This window comes from Verrucosispora sp. WMMD703 (assembly GCF_049178935.1).
Lineage (GTDB): Bacteria > Actinomycetota > Actinomycetes > Mycobacteriales > Micromonosporaceae > Micromonospora > Micromonospora sediminimaris.
On sequence record NZ_JBMHMM010000004.1, the window covers coordinates 2,802,478 to 2,824,588 of the forward strand.

Below are 22,111 nucleotides of genomic sequence, written 5' to 3' on the forward strand. Positions count from 1 at the left end.
CACCGGGGCCGCAGGAGACCATCGAACTGGCCCTCGCCGCCGCCCGCGGCGACGCCACAGTGGTGATTGTGGAGTCCGGCGTCGACCGCTACCTGCGGTGGGCCGACAGCACGCTGGTGGCGGCCGGCGACGCGGACGAGTATCGGCTGTCGGTGGTCTCGGTCGTCGGCGGACGGGTAGGCGCGGTGTCCGTGTCCGGCCGGGTGGGCCGGGCCGAGATCGTCGATGCGGTGGACGGCGCGGAGGCGGTGGCCCGACAGGCGCCGCCGGCACCGGACGCCCGACCGTTGCCGGAGCCTGGTGCGGCGTCGCCGTGCTGGGACGACCCGGTCCGACCGCCAGCGCCCGGCGTGCTCGCCGGCCTGGTCGAGCAGCTCTCTACCGGGTTCGCGCGGGCCGCCGGGCACGGCCAGGTGCTGCACGGGTACGCCGAACACGGGTCCCGGACGACGTTTCTCGGCACCTCCGCCGGCGCGCGGCTGCGGCACGACGGATCCGCCGGACACCTGGAGTTGACCGCGCGTGACGGGCGCGGTGCTCCGGTGTGGACCAGCGCCGTCACCGACGACTTCACTGACGTGTCGGTAGCCGGGCTTCAGGACGATCTCGACCGGCGGCTGCGGTGGGAGCGACGACGGGTCGACCTGCCACCCGGCCGGTACGAGTGCCTCGTACCGCCGAGCGCGGTCGCCGACCTGATGAACTACGCGTACACCACGGCGGGTGCCGCGGCGGCGGCGCAGGGCCGGACGGCCTACAGCCGGGCCGGCGGCCGTACCCGGATCGGAGAGACGATCGCCGGGATACCGCTGACCCTGCGCAGCGATCCGACGGCCGAGGGGTTGCGGTGTGCGCCGTTCCTGGTGGCGGCCGCGTCGAGCGGGGCCCGGTCGGTCTTCGACAATGGCCTGGCGCTGGGCCCGACCCGCTGGTGGGAACAGGGACGCCTGCGCTCGCTGGTGCACACCCGGCACAGCGCCGAGGAACTGGGCATGCCGCTGACCCCGCTGGTGGAGAACCTGATCCTCGAAGGGCCGCCGGGCGGCGGTGCCGAGGCGGACCTGGTCGCCCGTACCCGCCGTGGCCTGCTGCTGACCAGCCTGTGGTACATCCGCGAGGTGGACCTGGCGACGATGGCGCTGACCGGGGTGACCCGGGACGGCGTCTATCTGGTCGAGGACGGCGAGGTCGTCGGTGCGGTGCACAACTTCCGCTTCAACGACAGCCCGCTGGCGATGGTCATGCGGGCCACCGAGGTCGGACGGACCGTGCCGACCCGCGCGCGGGACTGGGGCGATGCGGTGGCACACGTGGCCATGCCGATGCTGCGGGTGCCGGACTTCCCGCTGACCGCCGCGACGGGCGCGGTCTGACCGGTTCGCCGGATCGGACTGCCCGATAGGGAAACCGGTAGCACTCCTGCCTTCCTCTTGTGTGGACCCGTTTGCCCTCTGTGACGCACACAGGCTTCAACCATGCGCGAATTGGGACATTATTTCGCTAAGGATCAATCGAGGCCGATTGACGAGCACTTTAAAAATCGATAGCGTCCCGAGTAGTGGTCCTCCGGTGGAGAGGCGTCACAGAGGCGTCACCGCATCCGGGGCATACAGGGAGGTGGAGCCGTGACTGACACGGCGAGAGAGACCTACGAGTCACTCAACATCGAGCCGAAGCCGCTGCGGCCGCACATCCTGGCGGCGGCGACGGTCGTCTTCGGCGACGACTACTACGGTGGTCGCCGGGAGACGATCAACCTGTCCGGGTTCGTGCAGATGAACAAGTGGCCGATGCAGGGGTTCAAGCACACCGTCGACGAGGACGGCACGGCGAGCTTCGACCTGGAGCTCATCAGCGCTCCCGAGGTCGGCATCAAGGGGTTCAGCTACACGCTCAACGACCGGATCCAGATCCTGTCGAACCCCTACCTGCCGAACACCGGTCACATCAAGCAGATCGTGCCCGGCAAGAACTTCCCCGCGGAGTTCTACATCCGTCGGTTCGGCATCCTGGAGACCAGCACCATGCGGCTGGCCCACCGGGGTGTCATCGACGTCAAGGGGATCGTTGACGGCCTGCCGCCGTACAAGACCCCGCTCACCTCGCCGTTCCTCGGTCGCCCCTACGGTGACCAGGGCGAGGTCATGCCGGCGCACAACGTGGTCCGGGGCACCAACCTGCCGGCCGCGTGGTACCCGTCGAACGACGAGAACGAGGCCGTCGGCAACACGCCGAGCGCCTTCTTCGCGTCGAGCATCGGCCCGTGCGTCTCGATGCTGGTCGACCCGTCGATCATCATCCAGGCGTCGACCGAGGCGAAGATCAAGGTCGAGGTCAACGGCCGTACCGAGGAGATCGAACTCTCCGGCGACTACCCCTTGGCCGCCGGCGCCGAGATCCTCCTCTTCGGCCCGGAGAAGCACGACCAGGGTTCCGGCGTGTTGGCCCAGCTTGCGCGGGTGGCGCTGGTGGGCAACAGCCCGGCTCTGGGTGGCAAGGTCATGCTGCGGGCCAGCTTCTTCACCGTCTCGGGCGGCCAGCTCGGTGAGGGTACGGAGGACAGCCTGAGCACCCTGCGCTACCCGGGTGAGCTGCACTTCGACGCTCACTTCGAGCTGGTCACCCCGTCGGCGACGCTGTACGCGGCGGCGCCGGTGCACCTGGCTGGGCGGCTGAAGGACCTCGAGCCGACCGGCACGGTGCTGACGGCCGACCACGCGGACGCCGCGCTGCGCACTTCCGGCGGCGACGTCCGGGCGCGCCTGACCGGCGTGCAGATGAAGCTGGCCGACGCACTGGTGGGCTCCGAGGCCTACGTCAGCGCGTGACGGCTGGTTTAGTCCGGTAGCAGACGTCGTCCCGGGTGCCCTTGCGTCACCCGGGGCGACGTCACTCTTCAAGGGTGGCGGTTATGTTCGAGCGGTTCACCGACCGAGCGCGACGGGTTGTCGTCCTGGCCCAGGAAGAGGCCCGGATGCTCAATCACAACTACATCGGTACGGAACACATCCTGTTGGGCCTGATCCATGAGGGTGAGGGTGTCGCGGCGAAGGCTTTGGAGAGTCTGGGGATCTCTCTGGAGGGCGTGCGTCAGCAGGTGGAGGAGATCATCGGTCAGGGTCAGCAGGCGCCGAGCGGGCATATTCCGTTCACGCCGCGGGCCAAGAAGGTGTTGGAGCTGTCGTTGCGGGAGGCGTTGCAGCTCGGGCATAACTACATCGGCACGGAGCACATCCTGCTGGGTTTGATCCGTGAGGGTGAGGGTGTCGCCGCGCAGGTGCTGGTGAAGTTGGGCGCGGATCTGAACCGGGTGCGTCAGCAGGTGATCCAGCTGCTGTCGGGCTATCAGGGTAAGGAGCCGGCTGCCGCTGGTGCTGCGCCGGGTGAGGCCGCGCCGTCGACGAGTCTGGTGTTGGACCAGTTCGGTCGGAACCTGACTCAGGCGGCTCGGGAGGGCAAGCTCGACCCGGTGATCGGGCGGGAGAAGGAGATCGAGCGGGTCATGCAGGTGCTGTCCCGCCGCACCAAGAACAACCCGGTCCTGATCGGCGAGCCGGGTGTGGGTAAGACCGCCGTGGTGGAGGGCCTGTCCCAGAAGATCATCAAGGGTGAGGTGCCGGAGACGCTGAAGGACAAGCAGCTCTACACGCTCGACCTGGGTGCGTTGGTGGCGGGTTCGCGGTATCGGGGTGATTTCGAGGAGCGTCTGAAGAAGGTGCTGAAGGAGATCCGCACCCGGGGCGACATCATCCTGTTCATCGACGAGATTCACACCCTCGTGGGTGCGGGCGCGGCGGAGGGTGCGATCGACGCGGCGAGCATTTTGAAGCCGATGCTGGCGCGGGGTGAGTTGCAGACCATCGGCGCGACCACCCTCGACGAGTACCGCAAGCACCTGGAGAAGGACGCCGCGTTGGAGCGGCGGTTCCAGCCGATCCAGGTGGGTGAGCCGTCGCTGGCGCACACCATCGAGATTTTGAAGGGTCTGCGGGACCGGTACGAGGCGCACCACCGCGTCTCCATCACCGACGCGGCTTTGGTGGCGGCGGCGACGCTTGCCGATCGGTACATCTCTGATCGGTTCCTGCCGGACAAGGCGATCGACCTGATCGATGAGGCGGGTGCGCGGATGCGGATCCGTCGGATGACGGCGCCGCCGGACCTGCGGGACTTTGATGAGCGGATCGCGCAGGTGCGTCGGGACAAGGAGTCCGCGATCGACGCGCAGGACTTCGAGCGGGCCGCGCAGCTGCGGGACACCGAGAAGCAGTTGTTGGGTCAGAAGGCGCAGCGGGAGAAGGAGTGGAAGGCCGGTGACCTGGACGTCGTCTCGGAGGTCGATGACGAGCAGATCGCTGAGGTGCTGGGCAACTGGACCGGTATTCCGGTCTACAAGTTGACCGAGGAGGAGACCTCGCGTCTGCTGCGCATGGAGGACGAGCTGCACAAGCGCGTCATCGGGCAGGAGGACGCGGTCAAGGCGGTGTCGAAGGCGATCCGCCGCACGAGGGCGGGGTTGAAGGACCCGAAGCGTCCGTCGGGGTCGTTCATCTTCGCCGGCCCGTCGGGTGTGGGTAAGACCGAGCTGTCCAAGGCGCTCGCGGAGTTCCTGTTCGGGTCCGAGGACGCGCTGATCCAGTTGGACATGTCGGAGTTCCACGACCGGTACACGGTGTCCCGGCTCGTCGGTGCCCCTCCCGGCTACGTCGGCTACGACGAGGGTGGGCAGCTGACCGAGAAGGTGCGGCGCCGGCCGTTCAGCGTGGTGCTGTTCGACGAGATCGAGAAGGCCCACCCGGACGTGTTCAACACGCTGTTGCAGATCCTGGAGGACGGCAGGCTCACCGACGGTCAGGGCCGGATCGTGGACTTCAAGAACACGGTCATCATCCTGACCACCAACCTCGGCACCCGCGACGTCGCCAAGGCGGTGTCGCTGGGCTTCCAGGCCTCGGAGGACTCCGAGTCGAACTACGACCGGATGAAGCAGAAGGTCAACGACGAACTCAAGCAGCACTTCCGGCCCGAGTTCCTCAACCGCATCGACGACACCATCGTCTTCCACCAGCTGCGGCAGAACGAGATCCTCTCGATCGTCGACATCATGATCTCCCGCATCGAGACGCAGCTGCGCAACAAGGACATGGGTCTGGAACTGACCGACAACGCCAAGAAGTACCTCGCGGCGAAGGGCTTCGACCCGGTACTCGGCGCCCGTCCGCTACGCCGCACCATCCAACGCGACATCGAGGACAACCTCTCCGAGCGGATCCTGTTCAACGAACTGACCCCGGGACAGATCGTCGTGGTCGACTGCGAAGGCGACCCGGACAACATCGACAAATCCAAGCTCGTCTTCCGTGGCTCCGGGCAACCGACGACCGGTACCCTCCCGGACGTGGGGACGGTGCCCGCATGACCGGCGTACGCGAGCGGACATCCACCGCTGCCCCGACCGACCGCAGCCAGCTTCGGTTTCTGCGGCCTGCCGACGGACTGCCTGGCGAGGGGGAGCCCGGCAGGATCGGGACCGGGCAGGTGCTCCGGCTCATCACCCGACAGCTGTTCGCCGTCCCCGTGACCGACGACCCGGTTGGGCGACCGGTGCCCGACGTCGCGCGGGAGGTGCCCACCGTCGAGAACGCTGGGATCAGCGCGGACGGCCGAACCTGGCGTGTTCGAGTCCGCTCGGGCGTGTACTGGGACGCGCAGCGTGCCCGGGAGGTAGGCGCCACCGACGCCGTGCGGGGCCTCAAGCGCACGGCCCATCCGCTGGCCCGGCCGATGCGGCCGTACTTCGGCGCGCTGATCGAAGGGCTGGCCGACTACTACCGGCGATACGACGAGGAGTTCGGGCACTGGGCGGCGCACGCCCCCGCGCTCGCCCAGTTCTCCCACCTCACCCGGGTTCCGGGGCTACGGGTCGAGGGCGACACAGTAGTGTTGCGGCTCACCGAACCGGCCAGCGACCTGATCGACCTGCTGGCCACCGGGTACGCCGCCCTGGCCCCACGCGAATACGACTACTACGTGCCGGACAGCCCCGAGTTGTACCGCTGCAACCCGGCCTGCGGGCCGTACCGGATCGCCCGGCAGTTGACCCCGGGTGGTGACTTCGTCCTGGAGCCCAACCCCCGATGGGACCCGGCCACCGACCCGATCCGCCGGCGGACCGCGTCCCGTATCGACGTCGTGGCCTCTTCGGGCGACCAGCCGCTGGACGACGCTACCGACTTCGGGGTTCGCTCCTGGGATCTGCCGGCGTCGCCAGCCCGCTTCGGCGGCACCGGTTGTAGTTACTACCTGTCCGCGACGCCCGGCGGGACGGCGTGGTCACTCGCGGCCCGCCGCGCGCTGACCTGGGCGGTCGACCGGGCTGCCCTCGCCGAGGCGGCACGCGCTGCCGGTGCCGTAGGTGCCGCCGCGCAGCACGGTGTCCTGCAACCCGGGGACCCGGGTGCCGCGCCCGACACCGACGCCGCGCCCGATAACGGTGACCTGACACGGGGCCGGCACCTGCTCGCTGACGCCGGACTGACGCCGGGAAGCAGGCTGGTCCTGGCGGTGCCGGTCGGGTCACGGCCGGCGGTCGTGGCGGCGGCCGTGGCCGATGTGTTCATCCGGTACGGAGTCGACGTCGTCACAGTGTCGGCGGGGGAGCCGGGTGTCGATCTCACCTTGCACGAGTGGACGCCGCGCTGGGCCGGTAACGCCAACCGGGACCTGCTGCACCGGATCTGGCCGGCTGACGGCGGTTCCGGTGACCCGGCCGGCGTCGCAATCGAGGCGTTGCGGACGCTCGACGCGGCAACGGCCACCACGCTGTGGCGCCGCTTCGACCGGATGGCCACGGCCGACCTGCGTCTGGTGCCCCTGATCGTGGCCGACTGGCCGGGCACCCGGGCCAACGCCGTGGCCACCGGAGTCGCCAGGTGGTGACCGCGGCGGGACGTTGACGATCCCGAGCGGGGGGACCGATTGATCGGTCCCCCCGCTCATCGATCGGGTGGTTCAGCGGATGCCGAACAACGCGCGGTTCAGGATCGGCTTGGCCGTCTCCTGGAAGTCGATGTCCGGATCGAGCGACCGCACGGTGCCCTCGACCACGAGCAGCGACAGCAACGGAAACACCAGCTCCGGCGACGCCGCGACGCCGTACCGGCGTTGCAGGTCGAACAGTTCCCCCGCGAACGCGATCAGGCTGAACTCCTTGGCGGACAGCTTGTAGCTGCGGGCCACCAGGTCTGTGACACCCTCGGTGAACGCCCCCACGTCCGCGTCGTCGGACACCCCGATGGCGCTCTCCAGCACGATCGCCGCGCAGCGCTCGCCCCGGCCGATCGACATGTTGAGGAAGAAGTTGGCGAACAGGTCCCGCATCCGCTCGGACAGTTGGACGCTGAACCCGGCGTCCAGCACCACCACCTGGCCACCCCGGGTGAAGTAGAGGTTGCCCGGGTGCAGGTCACAGTGGACGAACCCGTTGATGAACAGCATCTGATAGACCACGGTCAGCGCGGAGGCCGCGAACCTTCGGCGCAACGCCGGGGGACACCGGTCCGCGGTGTCGACGGCCAGATCCGGGACGAAGTCCATGACGATGGCGGCCGGGCGACTCGCCTCCGGATGCACCCGCGGCACCAGGACCCGCGGCACCGAGCCCAGATCCTCCCGCAGGCGGCCGAGGTCCCGCCCTTCACGGCCGAGGTCGATCTGCCCGAGCACCGACTCACAGAGGTTGTCGATGACCTCACGCACCGGCACCCCACGGAACATCGGCAACCGGGCGACGAGCGCCGCTCCCCGGCGCAGCAACGCGAGGTCGGCAGCCATCCGGGGACCGATTCCGGGACGGCGCAGTTTGAGCGCGACGGTACCGCCGTCGAGCAGGGTGGCCCGGTAGACACAGGCGATGCTGCCGCTGGCTGTCGGAGCCTTCTCGACGGTGACGAACACCTCGTCCAGTTCGTCGCCGTACGCCTCGCGCAGCGCGGTGCGTCCCTGCGTCGCGGTCATTGGCGGCACATCGTCCTGGAGCATCGACAACTCGTCGCAGAGCCAGGCCGGCACGACGTCTCGGCGGGTACCGAGGACCTGGGCAGCCTTGATGAAGGTGGGGCCGAGGCGGGCGACGGTCCGGGCGATCTCCCGGGCGAGCCGCCGCCGACCGGCCGGTCTGCCGTGCCGTACGGCAGTGGCCGAGGCGCCGACGACACCCGCTGCCATCGAGGCGGCGGCCACCGAACCGATGACGAGCGCGCGCCCGGTCAACTGGAGACGTTCGGGGGCGGGCAAACGGGATGACTCAAGTGACGGCGCGCCGATGGGGGAGAGGCTGAGGAGATACTTGAGCGGTAGCATCAGGCGCCTTTCTGCCGGGGGTCAACCGGGTCCTGATCAGCCCCGCGCGGTGGACAGCCCGGGGACGTCCAGCGCCCGCAGGCGCATGTTGCCGGCGTCGGCGTACCACAGGCGGAGCCCGTCCCAGGTCAGGCTGGTGGCGGGTCGACCGTCGACCTGGATCTGCAACACGTTGCGTCCGGTCTGGAGGTCGAAGACCGTGATGGCCTCGCCGAGCAGATCGGTGTGCGCGACGTACCGGTCGGTGACCGTGATGCCGGCGACACCGAGTGGCGCGGGTATGGCCGCGAGCAGCCGCAGGTTGGAGGCGTCCCGCAACTCCAGGGCGTCCGGCCAGCCGAGCCAGATGCCGTCCTTGCCCGCCTCCATGCCGCAGACCTGCGTATCCGGCCGAGGGCTGGCCACCTCCCGCAGCACATCCCCGCTCTGCGGTTCGGTCAGCCGCAGGGTGGTCGACGTGGCGTAGAGGAGGCACCCACCGAGAGTGGTCAGCCCGGTGACCAGACCGGGACAGGCCAGTTCGGCGCCGGGCACCCCGGTACGCGGGTCAAGGCAGACCGCCCGCCCGCGTCCGGCGTCGGCGTACCAGAGGGTGTGACCGGACCAGGTGAGGCCCGAGATCCGGTCGGCGTCGACGGAGTGGTCACGGACGGAGGCAGCGGTGTAAATGATCATTGTTTGCTCACCCGGTCGAGACGACAGTCGAGGCGCCACTGGGTCACGTCCCGCGCGGCGGAACCATCGGGACGTCGGGGACGCACGTGTACGGTGTCGCCGGCCGCGACGGCGGTGTGCCGGAGCGGCCAGACGAAGACCGCCCAGTTGCAGCCCGGGTACGACGGCATGTTGGACAGCTCGATCCCCGGGGCGAGCGTGGCGGTGAAGTAGCCGAGCACGGCGTGCAGCGTTCCGGCTGTGTGCAGCGGTAGGGCCAGCGGGCGGGCGTTGCGTAGTCCCGTGTCGCCGCGGCCGGTGTCGACAAGCGCGACCGGTTCGCCGAGCAGGGTCGGCTCCTGGGTGAGGAAGTGCAGGTGGGCGGTGGGGTCGACAAGTTCCTGCACCACGTCGAGCCGCATGCCGAAGAAGTCCGGGGACCAGATGCCCCAACCTTCGGTGCCGAACTGCACCGGCGCCAGCCAGGTGACAACCCGCTCGGGCACCACGGCGCCGTCGGGTCGCAGGTTACGGCGGTTGAACACCCGCAGGATACGGGCCATGTCCTCTTCCGGCCCGAGGTTGCCCATCAGCTCGCAGACCGTCACGTCCACCTGTTGGGGCAGACGAACGAGCCGGGCGTCCCCAGCGATCAGGGTGACCCGGTCCTGCCAGCCGTTGGCCTTGATGATCCGGTCCGCGACGGCGGCGATCTGAGGATCAGCCTCCACGGCGTACACGTGTGCGGCGCCGTGCCGTAGCGCCAACGCGGTAAGCGCCAGCGTGCCGGCGCCGACGTCGGCGACCACGGCGTTCTCGTCGATGACCGTGGCCAGTGCCCGGTCGTAGGACTCGACGCGTCTACGGTCACCGAGCATTGCCTGGTGCATGAGCAGGTGGCGTTGGTCCATACGAGATCTCCTGCTCGTCGACCGCCAACATCTACTAAAGAATCATATAGCAGTGATCGGTGAATGTCTCGCCTCAATGGCCGGTGTGGCAGCCGCAGCCGCAGCGGCTTGCGGGGGCCGAGCTGTCCACGCCGTGCTCGCGCAGCATCTGCCGCGCCAGCGCGTGGACCGTGCCGAGCATTCGGTAGCGACGGCCCGACGCGCCGTGCAGGACCTCCAGCACCGACTTGTCCACCAGCCGATCGAGCAGCATTTGCAGTGTCTCGGGTTCACCGCCGATCGCCCGGCCGGCCACCGCCGCGGCCTCCAGGCCGAACTCCGCCGGAACCGCGCCCAGCGCGGCGAAGCACCGCTGTTCCGCCGGCCCCAGCAGTTCCATGCTGCGGTTCACTGCGGCGCGCAGTGAACGGTGGTGACTTGGCAACCCCCGGCGGCGCGGACGGATCCGGCGAAGTGGGTCGTCCACGACGTTGACCAGCGCCTCCAGCCGCTGGGTACGCAGGCATGCGGCGGCGAGCTCGATGGCGAGGGGTAGCCCGTCCAGCGCCCGGCACACCGACCGCACCGCCTCAAGGTTGCTCTCGGTGAGTCGGAACGCCGGTTGGATCTGCACCGCCCGCTGGGCGAACAGCGCAAGTGCGGGTGCCGTTGCGGAGCCGTGCTCCTTCTCGACCGCCAGCGGCCGCACCGGGTACACCGCCTCGTACGGCAGACCGAGCAGCTCCCGCGAGGTGAGCAGGACGTGGACCTGCGGACAGCCGCGGAGCACGTCGTCGACGAGGTCGGCGGCCTCGTCGGTGACGAGTTCGGCGTTGTCGAGGACGAGCAGGAGCTTGCGGTCGTGCAGCCGATGCGTCAACGGTAGGCAGCCCTTGGCGTGCCAGGACCCCGGCTCGTCGACGACCGCCGCCGTCGCCTGGACCAGTTCCCGGCCGGTGCGCGCGTTCGCCAGATCCACCACCGCGACCCCGTCGGCGAATCGTTCCCGCAGCTCCAACGCCACGGCCATGCCGAGTGCCGACTTGCCGACCCCGGCCGGGCCGGTGAGGCTCACCATGCGGTAATCGCCGAGCAGGTCGCAGACCGCTGCGAGGTCGGCGGTCCGCCCAACCAGTTCGTCCACCACGGCTGCCGGTCCCCGCCAGGGCGGCTGATGGTCCCCACTGGCGGTCGCACCGTCAGGTCGCGGCGGATCGGCGTCCAGTACTTCTCGGTACGCCTCGGTCAGCTCGGCCCCCGGATCGACACCCAGGTCGAGCTTGAGGCGAGCGCGGACGTCGGCATACCGCTCGATCGCCCAGGCGCGTTGCCCGATGCGCGCCAGGGCCCGTAGTACCCGCGCCTGGACCCGCTCGTTGAGGGGCTCGGCCTGGGCGAGCCGTTCGGCCAGTGGCAGGACCACCTCGGGCCGTCCAGACTCCAGGCCGAGCCCGATGTAGTCGAGTGCGGCAGCCAGGAACTCCTGCCGTAGCGGGCCGATGTCGTCCTGTTCGACAAGCAACGTGGTGAGGTCGGTGAGCTGCGGATCCCGCCACCGCTCAAGGGTCTCCCGGTACGTGGTGAAGGCGATCTCGTGCTCGCCGGCCGCGTGCCAGGCCGCCGCCTCGCGGATGCCGGCCCGGAACTGGAGCAGGTCAAGCTGGTTGTCGGCCACGGTGAGTCGATAGCCGCCGGGCGCTGAGGCGATGACGTTGGTGCGCTGACGTCGTGGCGTGTCGGGCTCCAGTGTGTGCCGTAACCGCGCGACATAGGTGTGCACCAGGCTCGCGGCCCGAACCGGAGGCCGTCCCGACCAGAGGACGGTGATCAGGTCGTCCAGCGGCACGTGCCCATCGGCCCGCAGCGCCAGCAGGGCCAGAACCGCCCGCTGCTTCGGGGGGCCCAGGTCGACCTCCTGGCCGTGGATCGTTGCTCGCACGGAACCGAGAATCTGAATCTGGAGTTCGACCTCGGTCCGTTTCACGGGTCCCCCAAGCTGTTCTGGTGCTGGCTCGGTTCTCCTCCACCTTAAGTGAAGAACTTCCATACTTAAAGTAGTCGTGTCGAGCCGCGCGGCGTCAACCGCATGCCGGGAGAGTTCAAGTCGCCGTCAAGGTGACTGGGCGACACTGTCCGACGACCCGACCCGACCCGAGCTCTCGGGCCGCGTTCGGCGGAGAATCTGACCACCGACCCCGGAGTCAGAAGATGCGTGTGTCCGTACGACCGCCTGCCTGCTGTCGCCGCCGCGGCGTGCGGTGCACCCGATGATCGGCGTCCTCGGCCGCGGACGGATGGGCTCTGCGCTGGCCCGGAACCTTGCTGTGCAGGGCAAACGGGTGCTCATTGCCGGCCGTACGCGCGATGGCACGCGACCGGTCGGGCTGGCTTCGTATCCCGAGATCCACTGTGTGCCGGCACCGGTCGTGGTCGCCCGGTCCGATCTGCTCGTGCTCGCGCTGCCATTCGACGCCGCGGTGGACCTGGCCCGCGACGGGTTGCTCGATGACGGACGCGGGCGTACGGTCGTCGATACGACCAACCCGCCGTCGAGCGTCGGAGGTGGTCGGCGGAGCGGCCGACTGCTTGCGGAACTGCTACCACAATGGCGGGTGGTCAAAGCCCTCAACACAGTGCCCGCCGGCATGCTCGGTGAGCCCGTGCTGGACGGCCGGCCGGTCACGGTGCCACTGGCCGGGGACCACCCCTCGGCCAAGATCGAGTGTGCCGCGCTGCTGTGTGGACTCGGATTCGCGCCGGTTGATGTCGGCGGGATTGATCGGGCACCGGCGTTGGAGTCGCTGGCGGAGCTGCTGATGGCGATCGACAGTCAGCATGCGTTACGCGGCCGGCTCGGCTTCAGCCTCGCCGTGCCCGAGCTGTCGGCGGTGGCGCCTTCCAGCGTGGCGTGGCCCGACCGGCCGCCCGTCCCGGTCGGTGAGCGTCAGCGCCTCGCGCCGCCGGCCGTCGACAACATCCGCTCGACACCCGGGCGGCCACCCAGGCCCAGCAGGTAGAGGCAGCGTGGCATGGCCGCCGCCGGCCCGGTCACCGAAACCACCCCGCTGACCACCGCCTCGACCGGCTCGATCGCGCCGCTGCCGAGGTCGAAGAAGGTGCGGGCGTCGGTGGCTACCCGGAGGGTCGCGTCGGGACCGGCGGTACCGCTGATCGTCCGCACCTCGCCGTCGCTGACCCGGACGTGGAAGACCTCGCCCTCGATGTCGAACTCGTAGACCTCGTCGACCAGCGCCCGTGCGGGGTCGACCATGGACTCGATCGCCAGCGCCGCCCACGACGCCCGGGTGACCGGCGCCTGGACCTGACCCGGCTGCTGGGCGAGCAGTGTCAGCCCGAAGCGGGCCAGCACCAGGACCGGTTCGCGTAGCTTCTCACCCAACTCGGTGAGCGCGTAGCCGGCGGTCCGCCGCTCGGCGTCCAGCGGCTGGGTGATGCCCACCTCGGTCAGGAAGGCCAGCCGGTCGGCCAGGAGGTTGGTGCCGATGCCCGGCAGGGCGTCCAGGAGATCCCGGTAGCGGCGCGGTCGGACCAGTAGCTCACGGATGATGAGCAGGGTCCACCGCTCGCCCACCACATCCAGCGCGAAGGCCAGGCCGCACTGCTGGCCGTAGGTCCGACGGTCTCGTTGCTCTTTCACGGCGCTCCTCCATGCCGCAGTGTGGGCCCAGGCAACGCCCCTTTACTTAGACATAGTACACGGCGGCCTCTTCGAGATTGCCCTCCTACCCGCTGGACCCGATCGACCGTTGCCGGAACCGGCCCGTCCGGTCGTGACGAACCTAGAATCGGCACGGTGAGCACCGCCGAACCGCTCGGACCGGACCGCGACGAGATGATCCAGCGGCTGCCCAAGGTCGAGACCCATGTGCACCTGGAGGGTTCGGTCCGACCTGGAACGCTGCTTCGGATCGCCCGCCGCCACGGGCTCGACCTCGGTCGGCTCGACGAGGCGCGGATCACCGACCTGTTCCGCTTCCGCAGCTTCCGGCACTTCACCGAACTGTACGAACAGTGCTGTGCCGCGCTACGTGAGCCGGCCGATCTCCAACTGTTGGCCGAGGAACTGGCCGAGTCGACGCACCGGCAGAACGTCCGGCACCTGGAGGTGACGTTCAGCCCCGGCACGCACTGGCGCGGGCGCGGCATTCCGTTCGACGAGCAGCTCGACGCGGTGCGCAGGGGCGCTGAGCAGGCGTGGCGGCGGTTCGGGGTGAGCATGCGGTTCGTCGTGGACCATGTCCGTGGCGAGTCGGTCGAGGAGTGCCAGCAGATCGCGGAGTGGGCCGTGGCGGGTGGACCCGGCGGGGTGGTGGGGCTCGGGCTCGGTGGCTTCGAGCCGGGACGGCCGGCCTCGCTGTTCGCCGAGCCGATCCGGTGGGCGGCGGCACGTGGTGTGCCGTTCGTGCCGCACGCGGGTGAGGCGGTGGGACCGGAGGGCGTCTGGGACTGTCTGACATTCCACCCACCCCGGATCGCGCACGGCATCCGAGCGGTCGAGGACCCGGCGCTGATGAAGGTGCTCCGGGACCGGGGAGTCGTCCTCGACGTCTGCCTCACCAGCAACCTGCGGACCGGCGTGGTGTCGACGCCGCAGGCGCACCCGCTGCGACGGCTCTGGGAGGCCGGCGTCCGGATCACCCTCAACACCGACGATCCGTCGATGTTCCACACCGACCTGGTCGCCGAGCACCGGCTCGCGGCGCGCTGGCACGGTTTCACGGTGGCCGAGCTCGCCGGGATGACCATGACCGCCGTCGAGGCCGCGCTGCTGCCCGACTCCGCGCGGATGAGGCTTCGTGAGGGCGTACGGGCGGACCTGGACGAGCTGGGCATCGTCCCGACCTACCCGCCCGGGGTGACGCGGTCCGTGGCCGCTGCCGGCTGACCCTCGTCGGCGTCCCGCGGCCAGCGTGCCCGCAACGCGCCGATGTGCTCCGGGCCGGCCCCGCAGCAGCCCCCGACGATGTCGAGGCCGCGCCATGGATCCGTGTCCGGAAGACCGGCGAACGCGGCCGGCGACACTGCCGGCGGCAGGTACCGGTCGACAGGTGTCGCGGGCGGCAGACCGGTGCGGTCCTCCAGATTCGGATACGCGCCGAGCCGCCCGGCGCCGGCCCGTCCCAGCCGGGCCAGCGCCCGTTCCGTACCGGCCGGATCGGTGCAGTTGACCAGCACCGCGCTCGCCCCGGCGGCGCGTACCGCGGTGGCGGCTGCCACCACGTCCTCGCCGCTGAGCAGGTCACCACCCGGTGCGCACACGAAGCTGGCCCAGGTGGTGAGCCCGTGCGCGCGGGCGGCGCCTACGGCGGCGACCGCCTCGCGGATCGTGTTCATCGTCTCCACCAGGACCAGGTCGACGCCGGCGCGGGCGAGCTGGTCGGCCAGCCAGGCATGCTCGTTGCGCAACACCGCTTCGTCGGGCACCAGCTCGGGCCGGTAACAGTCCTCGATCGGCGCGATCGATCCGGCGACGGCGACGGGGCGGGCCACGGTGGCGGCTGCCTCGCGGGCCAGCGACACCGCGACGTGCGCCAGGCGAGCGGCGGTGTCGGGGCCGGTGCCGGCCCGGTGGGCGGTACGCGGGGTGGTGCGGAAGGTGTCCGCGGTGAGTACGTCCACACCAGCGGCGACGTATGCGGCGTGCACCTGGGTGACCAGCCGTCGGCCGGCGGCGTCGAGCAGACAGTCCGCGGTCCACCAGGGAGCGCTGACGGAACGACCGTGCCGTTGCAACTCGGTGCCGAGCGCGCCGTCGAGGAGCAGTGGCCGGCCGTCTGGTGCCCCGGGTCGTTTCACCGGCCCTCCTTGTCGGGTTGGGCCTGCGCCTGCACGTCGAGCCCATCGTGGCACGCCGACGCCGGGCGTTCGAGCCCTCGCGGTCGATCAGTGGGGACCGCGCAAGCTGAGAGTGGCCGGTCAGTCGCGGGTCGCTGCGATCCCCGCGAGCATGGCGATGAGGGCACGCACGTCGGCCCGGGAGGTGTAACGGGCCATGCCGGCGCGCAGCGCCTCCGGGGTCTCCGGTGTCACGGCCCGCAGCGCCGGCTCCGACCCGAACGTGCCGTGTCCGACGACGACGCCACCGTTGGCGAGCTGAGCCGCGACCTCGGCGGCCGGACGGTCGGCGACCTGGAACGCGACAATCGGCAGGCGTGCCGCGTCGCCCGACCGACCGAGCACGCGTACCCCATCGATCATGCGGAGACTTCGGGCCAGAAGGTTCGCCAGCCGCTCGCCGTGCCGGAAGACCGATGCGCGGTCCCAGTGCATCAGCACCTCGGCAGCGACACCGGTGGCCAGGATCGCTTCGATGCCTGGCCTGCCGGTCGGCGCGGCACCGCGCAGCAGCGTGGCGGAGATTCTACCGCCGCGCCGCCACAGGATGCCGCATCCGGGGCCGTACCACGTGGCGGCCGAGGTGACGAAGACGTCGCAGCCCCAGGCGGCGACGTCGACCGGCAGGTGCGCCGGCGCCTGTGCGCCGTCAACGAAGACCTGGGCACCCGCAAGCCGAGCGGCGGCGCAGATACCGACGAGGTCGGGCGCGGTGCCCAGCGCGTTGGATCCGGCGGTCACCGCGATCCAACGGGTACGCGGGCCGAGTTGGGTGGCGACGGCGTCCACCGTCAACCGGCCGTCCGGGGACACCTCTGCCATCCGTACCGCGGCCCCGCGGCGGTGGGCGGCCTGCCGCCAGGGATCCACATTGGAACGATGATCCAACGTGGTGCAGACGACCTCGTCGCCCGGCAGGAGAGCCGGCTCGATCGAGCGGACGAAGGCCTGGGTCAGGCTCGTCATGTCGGGCCCGAACGAGACGGCGCCGCCGGGTGCGCCGATAAGCGCCCGGAATCGGTTGGCGGCCCAGTTGAGCGCCACCTGGGAGCGGTGCCAGGGGACGCCCACGCTATTTTTCCGATAGTTTTCGAGTACGTCGAGGACGGCGGCGTGGGCCAGCGTTCCGGCGGGCGCATCGAGATGGACGACACCTGAGTTGAGATCCGGGAACTGCTCTGTGACCGGCCGCGTCGCCAGGGCTTTCAGGGGTAGCCCGTGCAGTTCACCGAAGGTCATATCAACCGGGGGGATCGGGCCGCGACTGGCGTACGACCGCAGGTGGTGCCGACGGTCGGTGGGGGCTACGTAGGCGGAGCACGGTAGCGAGGTCGCCGCTACGTAGGGCCTTCTCGGTGGGCGCATGTCGACATCACGTTCGTCACGGCAGTGTGCTATTCGAAAGAGGAGCGTAAAGATACCATACTGAATACCGAAAAGGTGCCGGTAAGGTGACATTCCGCAACGTGCTGTTCACCCCACGTGATGTCACGGCATCGGGCCCGGTCCGCCCGACAACTCCTCGCCGATTGTCGGCACGGGACCAGCCTCGGCGGCTTCGTAGCCCCAGCGCCACCAGAAGTGGCTGTCCGCTGTCGACCGCTGCCCGACCACCGGATGCCGCGCCGATTGTCGCCCCGCCGTGCGGTTCGGCCCGAGGGGTCGATTCGCGATGTCGTCCTTTCCCGTCCCGGCGACATCGCCGTCCGCTGGATCTGCGCCCTGGTAGGCAGCCGACACGAGCAGACCTTCCTTTCTGTGCCGTCGGCACGTGATCGGCCGATAGTTCCGGGCAGGTGGCGGCCCGGGCATCAGCAGATGCTCAGGCGCGGATCATCCGTCGGCTTTCACTGGTTGTAGGGCATCGTGGGGAACCAGCCGTAGTCGAACATCGCCGGCAGTCGCACGTTCCAGTAGACGACCATGAACACGCCCAACGCGATCAGCATTCCGCCGGTCAACGCGGCGGTGCGGGCGGGGCTGGCCGCCAGAAAGCGAATGAAGCCGCCCCGCGTCACCAGCACGAGAAGGACGAACAGCACCGTGACGATGGCGATGTTGCCGAGTGACTGGAGGACAAAGGCCCCTGCGCCGTACCACGGGTTACCGTTCTCCACCGCCCAGTGGAACAGCTTGTTGAACAGCGGGTACGGCCGGCCGATCAGGAAGCCACCGACCAGCGCGCCGAGCACCACCACACGAGCCACCGGCCGGTGCGCGAAGGGATCCCGCACCACGCCGAGCGAGGCCAGGCCGAGGTAGACGAAAGCGAGCCCGATCACCCCGAACACGATCATCGACTGGATCAGGCGGACCGGGAGCGTCCCGACGGTGGCGGTGGACAGTTGCGGCAGCCGCTCACCGAGCAGCACGCCGATGAACCCGTAGCTGGCGGAGACCGCCACCATTCCGAGGGTCAGCCAGCCGACCGGCCGCACCAGGCTACGCAGCCCGGCACGGGCCGCCGCACCCGCGTTCGCCTGGCTCATCGGTCCGATCGACGCGGCCATGGCGATGTTGCAGGCGGTGAAGGTACCGGCCAGACCAGAGACGAACGCGAAGACCAGGGCGGCGACGGTACCGCCGATCGCGGTCGCCTTCGCGTCCCGGCCGAGGATGGCGTTGGCCATCGAATCGCCGATGGTGTGGTCGACGAACTCGTACGACCACAGCACTGACAGCAGTACACCGACTCCGACGGCGATCAGGATCACGCGACCACGTCGGGTCGGCGATGTCGACGGGACAGCATCCAGACCGGTGCGCTCCGTGGCAGTCATGGCTGAATTCTCGGCGACCCGACATCGAGCGTGTTCTCGCAGTTTGCCGACTGCCGTGCGGATTCCTCAGGCTCGCCGGGTGGTTCCTCAACTCAGGGAAGAGCTCCGTGACGTCCAGCGGCCGCGGCGGCGTGGTGCGAGTCATGGCCGACGATCCTAGTGCGGTGTCCAGGAGCGTTGGCGGTGGCGCGGCTAGGTTCAGGCGGCGATCCGGCAAGGCGGATCGCCGCCTGTGCACAACGGGATGGAGCTGGTCAGGCTGGAGACAACTGCCCTTTCCGTTTCCGCGACGCTGCCGTGATCAATTGACAGGACTGCGGTGGCGCGCGGAGGCGAAACCGAGCCAGGTATGCCGGTTGCCCGCCCAGCACCATCCGATCTTCGGCGCTCTGCGTCGGGCGGTGCCGTCGCGTCCGGTTCCGCCGCTGATCCAAATTGCAGGGGTCCGGGCGTCGAGGGTGTCGCCGGTGGGCTTGCGGGAGCCGATGGTCATGAAGCAGTGATTGGGTTCGAGCACCTTCGGTTCCTGTAGCAGCCAGCTGATCCCCTCGTGGATGGTGAGCGGTGTTCGTCCGCGTTCGAGGATGGCCGGTAGCGCTTCGTTGGGACTCCAGTTGCGCATGTAGTCGCCGCGGTCGGGTTCGCGGACGAGATAGAGCGGGCGGTCGGGTAGGGCGAGGCCCTCAATGGGTACGAACTGCTCGAGGTCGACCATGTCGTCGACGACGAAGCCGGGCTTGTCGTCACGGCGCAGCAGCGGTGCCAGTTGACGCGCGGTGGCCAGCTCGGGGTGCACGGCCAGCACGCACTGGGGTTCGTCTGGCAGCGCGGCGACGCAGGCGGCGAGTTCTGCCGGGCTGCTGCCGGTGACGTCGGCGAGTCCGGCGTCGAGCAGGCGGTGTAGTTGGTCGATCAAGCTCATCTGCTCTCCTGGTGGGTTGTGGTACACGGACCATGGGCGAAAGCGCTCGAGCTGCGGTCCGGCCGGATTCAGTGGCGCAGTCTGCGGTACGCCCGCGCCGACAGCGGTACGAAGACGGCGGTCAGCAGGAGCGGCCAGCCGACCGCCAGCCACACCGCCCCGCCGACCAGCGGCCCCTCGGTGATGCCGGTCGGGTTGCCGAACAGCTGACGGGCGGCGGTCGCGGTCGCGGACAACGGGTTCCAGGCCGCGAGGTCGCCGAGCCAGCCGGGCATCGTCTCGGCGGACACGATCGCGGTGGAGAGGAAGCCGATGGGCCAGACCAGCACCTGTACCGCCATCGTCGCGCCCTCGCCGCGGAAGGTCAGCCCCAGGAAGATGCCGATCCACAGGACGGCGAACCGCAGCAGGAGCAGGAGCAGCACAGCCAGGACCGCCGACGCTGGATCCGACGAGATCCGCCAACCGATGAGCAGGCCACCGATGATCAGGACCAGCAGTTCGACAGCCGAGTTGGCCATGTCGGCGCCGACGCGGCCCAGCGCCACCGACGCACTGCCGATCGGCATCGAGCGGAACCGGTCGGTGATGCCCCTGCGGGCGTCGTTGGCCATCGCGGTCGCAGTGGCCTCCACCCCGAACATCATGCTCAACGCCAGCATGCCGGGCAGCAGGAAGCTGATGTAGTCGCCGCCGCCCGGGACGCTGATCGCCCCGCCGAACAGGAAGCCGAAGACCAGCAGCAGCATGATCGAGAAGAGCAGGCCGAATACGGGTGCCCACGGCTGGCGTACCCAGTGGGCCAGATCCCGCTGGGTGATGACCCAGCCGGCGCGCAGGGTGGTCATCGCGCGACCTCCTTGTCGGTCAGGGTCAGGAACACCTCGTCGAGGGTGGGGCGGCGCAGCATCAGGTCCTCCGGGGTGACGCCTAGTTCGTCCAGGGCGCGGACGATCTCGGCGATCGCGACCACGCCGGTGCCGACTTCGAAGGTGATGGTGCGGGTGTCGGTGTCGATCGCGGGCGGTGCCTCGACGGCAGCCGCCATCCGCTGCGCGATGGATGCCAGTGGCTCGCGCAGCGGCACCGTGACGCTCACGCGGTCTCCGCCGACCTGACGTTTGAGGGCGTCCGGCGTACCACTGGCAATGATCCTGCCGTGGTTCATGACGGAGATCCGGTCGGCCAACTGGTCGGCCTCATCGAGGTACTGCGTGGTCAGCAGGACCGTGGTGCCGCGGACGGCGATCTCGCGCACGGCGGCCCATACCTCGTTGCGGGCGCGGGGATCGAGGCCGGTGGTCGGTTCGTCGAGAAACAGCACCGCCGGGGTCAGGATGAGGCCGGCGGCGATGTCGAGCCGGCGGCGCATCCCGCCGCTGTAGGTCGAGACGGCCCGGGTCGCCGCGTCCGTCAGGTCGAAGGTGTCGAGCAACTGGTCGGCGCGCACCCGGGCGTCGGCGGAGTTCAGGCCGTAGAGTCGGCCGAACATCACCAGGTTCTGCCGGCCGCCGAGGATCTCGTCGACGGCGGCGTTCTGCCCGACCAGTCCGATGCGGCGCCGGACCTGGCGGGCCTGGGTGCGCACGTCGAACCCGGCGACGCTGGCGCTGCCGCCGTCCACGTCGATCAGGGTGGCCAGCGCCCTGACCGCGGTGGTCTTGCCGGCGCCGTTGGGGCCGAGCAGCCCGTGGATGACACCGGGGGGCACGCTCAGGTCGAAGCCGTCCAGCGCGTGCACGTCGCCGTACCTCTTGCGTAGTCCGTCGGCGGTCAGGGTGTGGTTCGTCAACGCCGCTCCTAACTCCGTATGCCTTACGGAAATGGTGCGTGGTACACCGTACACCTCACGGGGTAATCTCCGCACATGGAAAGTCAGGACGTCGACCGCACGCTCGAACTGCTGTGGCGGCGCACCCTCGGCACGCCGCAGGGCTCACGGGGACCGAAGCAGCGGGCCACCATCGACGAGGTGGTCCGGGCCGCGATCGCGGTGGCCGACGAGGAGGGCCTGCCCGCCTTCTCGATGCGCAAGGTCGCCGATCGGCTCGGGCTGAAGCTGATGTCCATCTACACCTACGTCCCCGGCCGCTCCGAGCTGATCGGCCTGATGGTGGACGAGGTCGCGGGCGAGCAGAAACTCCCGCCGCACGAGGGCCCGCTGCGGCAGCGGATGACCCGGATCGCCGAGCAGCTGTGGGACGAGTTCCACCGGCATCCCTGGCTGCTTCAGGTGGAGAACAGCCGGCCGTGGATCGGTCCGAACGTCTCCGACCGGTACGAGTGGCAGCTCGCGGCCATCGAAGGTGCCGGTTTCACCGATCTCCAGATGGACCAGGTGGTCACGCTGCTGAGCGGGTTCACCGCCGGGATGGCGCGGGCATCGGTGGACGCACGGCGTACGGCGGAGCGGTCCGGCATCTCCGACGCCGAATGGTGGGAGATCAACGCGCCGGTTCTCGAACGGGTGATGCCCGCCGACGCCTATCCGATCTCCGGCCGGGTCGGGCGGGTGGCCGGCGAGGAGTACAACGCGATCGACGATCCGGAGCGAACGTTCCGGTTCGGGCTCGACCGCATGCTTGACGGGCTGGAGCAGTTCCTCAACGGCTGACCGCCGGCCGGGCTGTCGCTCAACGCATGCCACT

The 22,111-nt window shown here is 69.6% G+C and carries 18 protein-coding genes; 7 read left to right on the top strand and 11 right to left on the bottom strand.

Translation table 11 applies throughout. The features are described from left to right. Positions 1 to 20: 20 nt before the first annotated feature. The 4 genes from ACN26Z_RS13355 to ACN26Z_RS13370 all read left to right on the top strand — a co-directional run bounded on the left by ACN26Z_RS13355 (position 21) and on the right by ACN26Z_RS13370 (position 6,939). Complete coding sequence (locus tag ACN26Z_RS13355; RefSeq protein WP_396887651.1) at positions 21 to 1,373, top strand: metallopeptidase TldD-related protein; 1,353 nt, start codon at positions 21 to 23, stop codon at positions 1,371 to 1,373. A 252-nt stretch (positions 1,374 to 1,625) separates the two neighbouring features. Beyond that, positions 1,626 to 2,828: a DUF6004 family protein gene (locus ACN26Z_RS13360; protein WP_093409478.1), complete on the top strand. Its 1,203-nt coding sequence runs from the start codon at positions 1,626 to 1,628 to the stop codon at positions 2,826 to 2,828. Between the two features lie 83 nt (positions 2,829 to 2,911). Further along, positions 2,912 to 5,419: an ATP-dependent Clp protease ATP-binding subunit gene (locus tag ACN26Z_RS13365; RefSeq protein WP_421464645.1), complete on the top strand. Its 2,508-nt coding sequence runs from the start codon at positions 2,912 to 2,914 to the stop codon at positions 5,417 to 5,419. Then, the gene (locus ACN26Z_RS13370; protein ID WP_421461467.1) at positions 5,416 to 6,939 is read left to right on the top strand and encodes an ABC transporter substrate-binding protein; all 1,524 of its coding nucleotides are present in this window, start codon (positions 5,416 to 5,418) and stop codon (positions 6,937 to 6,939) included. The genes ACN26Z_RS13365 and ACN26Z_RS13370 overlap by 4 nt, the downstream gene beginning before the upstream one ends. Before the next feature lie 72 nt (positions 6,940 to 7,011). On the opposite strand, the gene ACN26Z_RS13375 is transcribed toward ACN26Z_RS13370, so the two are convergent. The 4 genes from ACN26Z_RS13375 to ACN26Z_RS13390 all read right to left on the bottom strand — a co-directional run bounded on the left by ACN26Z_RS13375 (position 7,012) and on the right by ACN26Z_RS13390 (position 11,889). Next, positions 7,012 to 8,271, bottom strand: coding sequence for an ABC1 kinase family protein (locus ACN26Z_RS13375; RefSeq protein ID WP_421461469.1), 1,260 nt, complete (start codon positions 8,269 to 8,271; stop codon positions 7,012 to 7,014). A 126-nt stretch (positions 8,272 to 8,397) separates the two neighbouring features. Next, positions 8,398 to 9,036, bottom strand: a complete 639-nt coding sequence (locus ACN26Z_RS13380) for a hypothetical protein (protein WP_093402505.1) — start codon at positions 9,034 to 9,036, stop codon at positions 8,398 to 8,400. Further along, positions 9,033 to 9,926: a methyltransferase domain-containing protein gene (locus tag ACN26Z_RS13385; protein ID WP_421461471.1), complete on the bottom strand. Its 894-nt coding sequence runs from the start codon at positions 9,924 to 9,926 to the stop codon at positions 9,033 to 9,035. Before ACN26Z_RS13385 ends, ACN26Z_RS13380 begins: the two co-directional genes overlap by 4 nt. Positions 9,927 to 9,999: 73 nt before the next feature. Further along, positions 10,000 to 11,889 (bottom strand): AfsR/SARP family transcriptional regulator, encoded by a 1,890-nt coding sequence (locus ACN26Z_RS13390; RefSeq protein WP_421461473.1) that lies wholly within the window; start codon positions 11,887 to 11,889, stop codon positions 10,000 to 10,002. Positions 11,890 to 12,172: 283 nt separating this feature from the next. Between ACN26Z_RS13390 and ACN26Z_RS13395 the strand changes: the two genes are divergently transcribed. Next, entirely contained in the window at positions 12,173 to 12,922 is a 750-nt protein-coding gene (locus ACN26Z_RS13395) for an NADPH-dependent F420 reductase (protein WP_421461474.1), read from the top strand. On the opposite strand, the gene ACN26Z_RS13400 is transcribed toward ACN26Z_RS13395, so the two are convergent. Beyond that, the gene (locus tag ACN26Z_RS13400; RefSeq protein ID WP_093402508.1) at positions 12,850 to 13,563 is read right to left on the bottom strand and encodes a winged helix-turn-helix transcriptional regulator; all 714 of its coding nucleotides are present in this window, start codon (positions 13,561 to 13,563) and stop codon (positions 12,850 to 12,852) included. The genes ACN26Z_RS13395 and ACN26Z_RS13400 overlap by 73 nt on opposite strands. Before the next feature lie 156 nt (positions 13,564 to 13,719). Here ACN26Z_RS13400 and add point away from each other — a divergent pair, with 156 nt between their 5' ends. Continuing rightward, positions 13,720 to 14,811 carry an adenosine deaminase gene (gene add, locus ACN26Z_RS13405; protein WP_421461475.1) on the top strand — a complete coding sequence of 364 codons (1,092 nt, stop codon included), beginning with the start codon at positions 13,720 to 13,722 and terminating at the stop codon, positions 14,809 to 14,811. On the opposite strand, the gene ACN26Z_RS13410 is transcribed toward add, so the two are convergent. From ACN26Z_RS13410 to ACN26Z_RS13435, 6 genes are all read right to left on the bottom strand, one after another. After that, a complete protein-coding gene (locus ACN26Z_RS13410) occupies positions 14,769 to 15,722 on the bottom strand; it encodes a homocysteine S-methyltransferase family protein (RefSeq protein WP_421461476.1) in 954 nt (317 codons plus the stop codon). The genes add and ACN26Z_RS13410 overlap by 43 nt on opposite strands. A gap of 120 nt (positions 15,723 to 15,842) precedes the next feature. Continuing rightward, entirely contained in the window at positions 15,843 to 17,219 is a 1,377-nt protein-coding gene (locus ACN26Z_RS13415; protein ID WP_421461477.1) for an aminotransferase class V-fold PLP-dependent enzyme, read from the bottom strand. Positions 17,220 to 17,608: 389 nt separating this feature from the next. Beyond that, the gene (locus ACN26Z_RS13420; RefSeq protein WP_093402512.1) at positions 17,609 to 18,541 is read right to left on the bottom strand and encodes a hypothetical protein; all 933 of its coding nucleotides are present in this window, start codon (positions 18,539 to 18,541) and stop codon (positions 17,609 to 17,611) included. Between the two features lie 301 nt (positions 18,542 to 18,842). Further along, a complete protein-coding gene (locus ACN26Z_RS13425) occupies positions 18,843 to 19,463 on the bottom strand; it encodes a DUF5701 family protein (RefSeq protein ID WP_421461479.1) in 621 nt (206 codons plus the stop codon). A gap of 68 nt (positions 19,464 to 19,531) precedes the next feature. Then, positions 19,532 to 20,311, bottom strand: a complete 780-nt coding sequence (locus ACN26Z_RS13430; RefSeq protein WP_421461480.1) for an ABC transporter permease — start codon at positions 20,309 to 20,311, stop codon at positions 19,532 to 19,534. After that, complete coding sequence (locus tag ACN26Z_RS13435) at positions 20,308 to 21,255, bottom strand: ATP-binding cassette domain-containing protein (protein ID WP_421461481.1); 948 nt, start codon at positions 21,253 to 21,255, stop codon at positions 20,308 to 20,310. Before ACN26Z_RS13435 ends, ACN26Z_RS13430 begins: the two co-directional genes overlap by 4 nt. Before the next feature lie 75 nt (positions 21,256 to 21,330). On the opposite strand from ACN26Z_RS13435, the gene ACN26Z_RS13440 reads away from it, so the two are divergent. Continuing rightward, positions 21,331 to 22,077 carry a TetR/AcrR family transcriptional regulator C-terminal domain-containing protein gene (locus ACN26Z_RS13440; RefSeq protein WP_282239006.1) on the top strand — a complete coding sequence of 249 codons (747 nt, stop codon included), beginning with the start codon at positions 21,331 to 21,333 and terminating at the stop codon, positions 22,075 to 22,077. Positions 22,078 to 22,111 lie beyond the last annotated feature (34 nt).

What these genes read in the sequence shown, in the direction of transcription:
- ACN26Z_RS13430 (WP_421461480.1), bottom strand. Translation starts at nt 20,311, where the DNA reads ATGACCACCCTGCGCGCCGGCTGGGTCATCACCCAGCGGGATCTGGCC.
- ACN26Z_RS13380 (WP_093402505.1), bottom strand. Translation starts at nt 9,036, where the DNA reads ATGATCATTTACACCGCTGCCTCCGTCCGTGACCACTCCGTCGACGCC.
- ACN26Z_RS13370 (WP_421461467.1), top strand. Translation starts at nt 5,416, where the DNA reads ATGACCGGCGTACGCGAGCGGACATCCACCGCTGCCCCGACCGACCGC.
- ACN26Z_RS13415 (WP_421461477.1), bottom strand. Translation starts at nt 17,219, where the DNA reads ATGTCACCTTACCGGCACCTTTTCGGTATTCAGTATGGTATCTTTACG.
- ACN26Z_RS13425 (WP_421461479.1), bottom strand. Translation starts at nt 19,463, where the DNA reads ATGAGCTTGATCGACCAACTACACCGCCTGCTCGACGCCGGACTCGCC.
- ACN26Z_RS13385 (WP_421461471.1), bottom strand. Translation starts at nt 9,926, where the DNA reads ATGGACCAACGCCACCTGCTCATGCACCAGGCAATGCTCGGTGACCGT.
- ACN26Z_RS13395 (WP_421461474.1), top strand. Translation starts at nt 12,173, where the DNA reads ATGATCGGCGTCCTCGGCCGCGGACGGATGGGCTCTGCGCTGGCCCGG.
- ACN26Z_RS13440 (WP_282239006.1), top strand. Translation starts at nt 21,331, where the DNA reads ATGGAAAGTCAGGACGTCGACCGCACGCTCGAACTGCTGTGGCGGCGC.
- ACN26Z_RS13420 (WP_093402512.1), bottom strand. Translation starts at nt 18,541, where the DNA reads ATGACTGCCACGGAGCGCACCGGTCTGGATGCTGTCCCGTCGACATCG.
- ACN26Z_RS13365 (WP_421464645.1), top strand. Translation starts at nt 2,912, where the DNA reads ATGTTCGAGCGGTTCACCGACCGAGCGCGACGGGTTGTCGTCCTGGCC.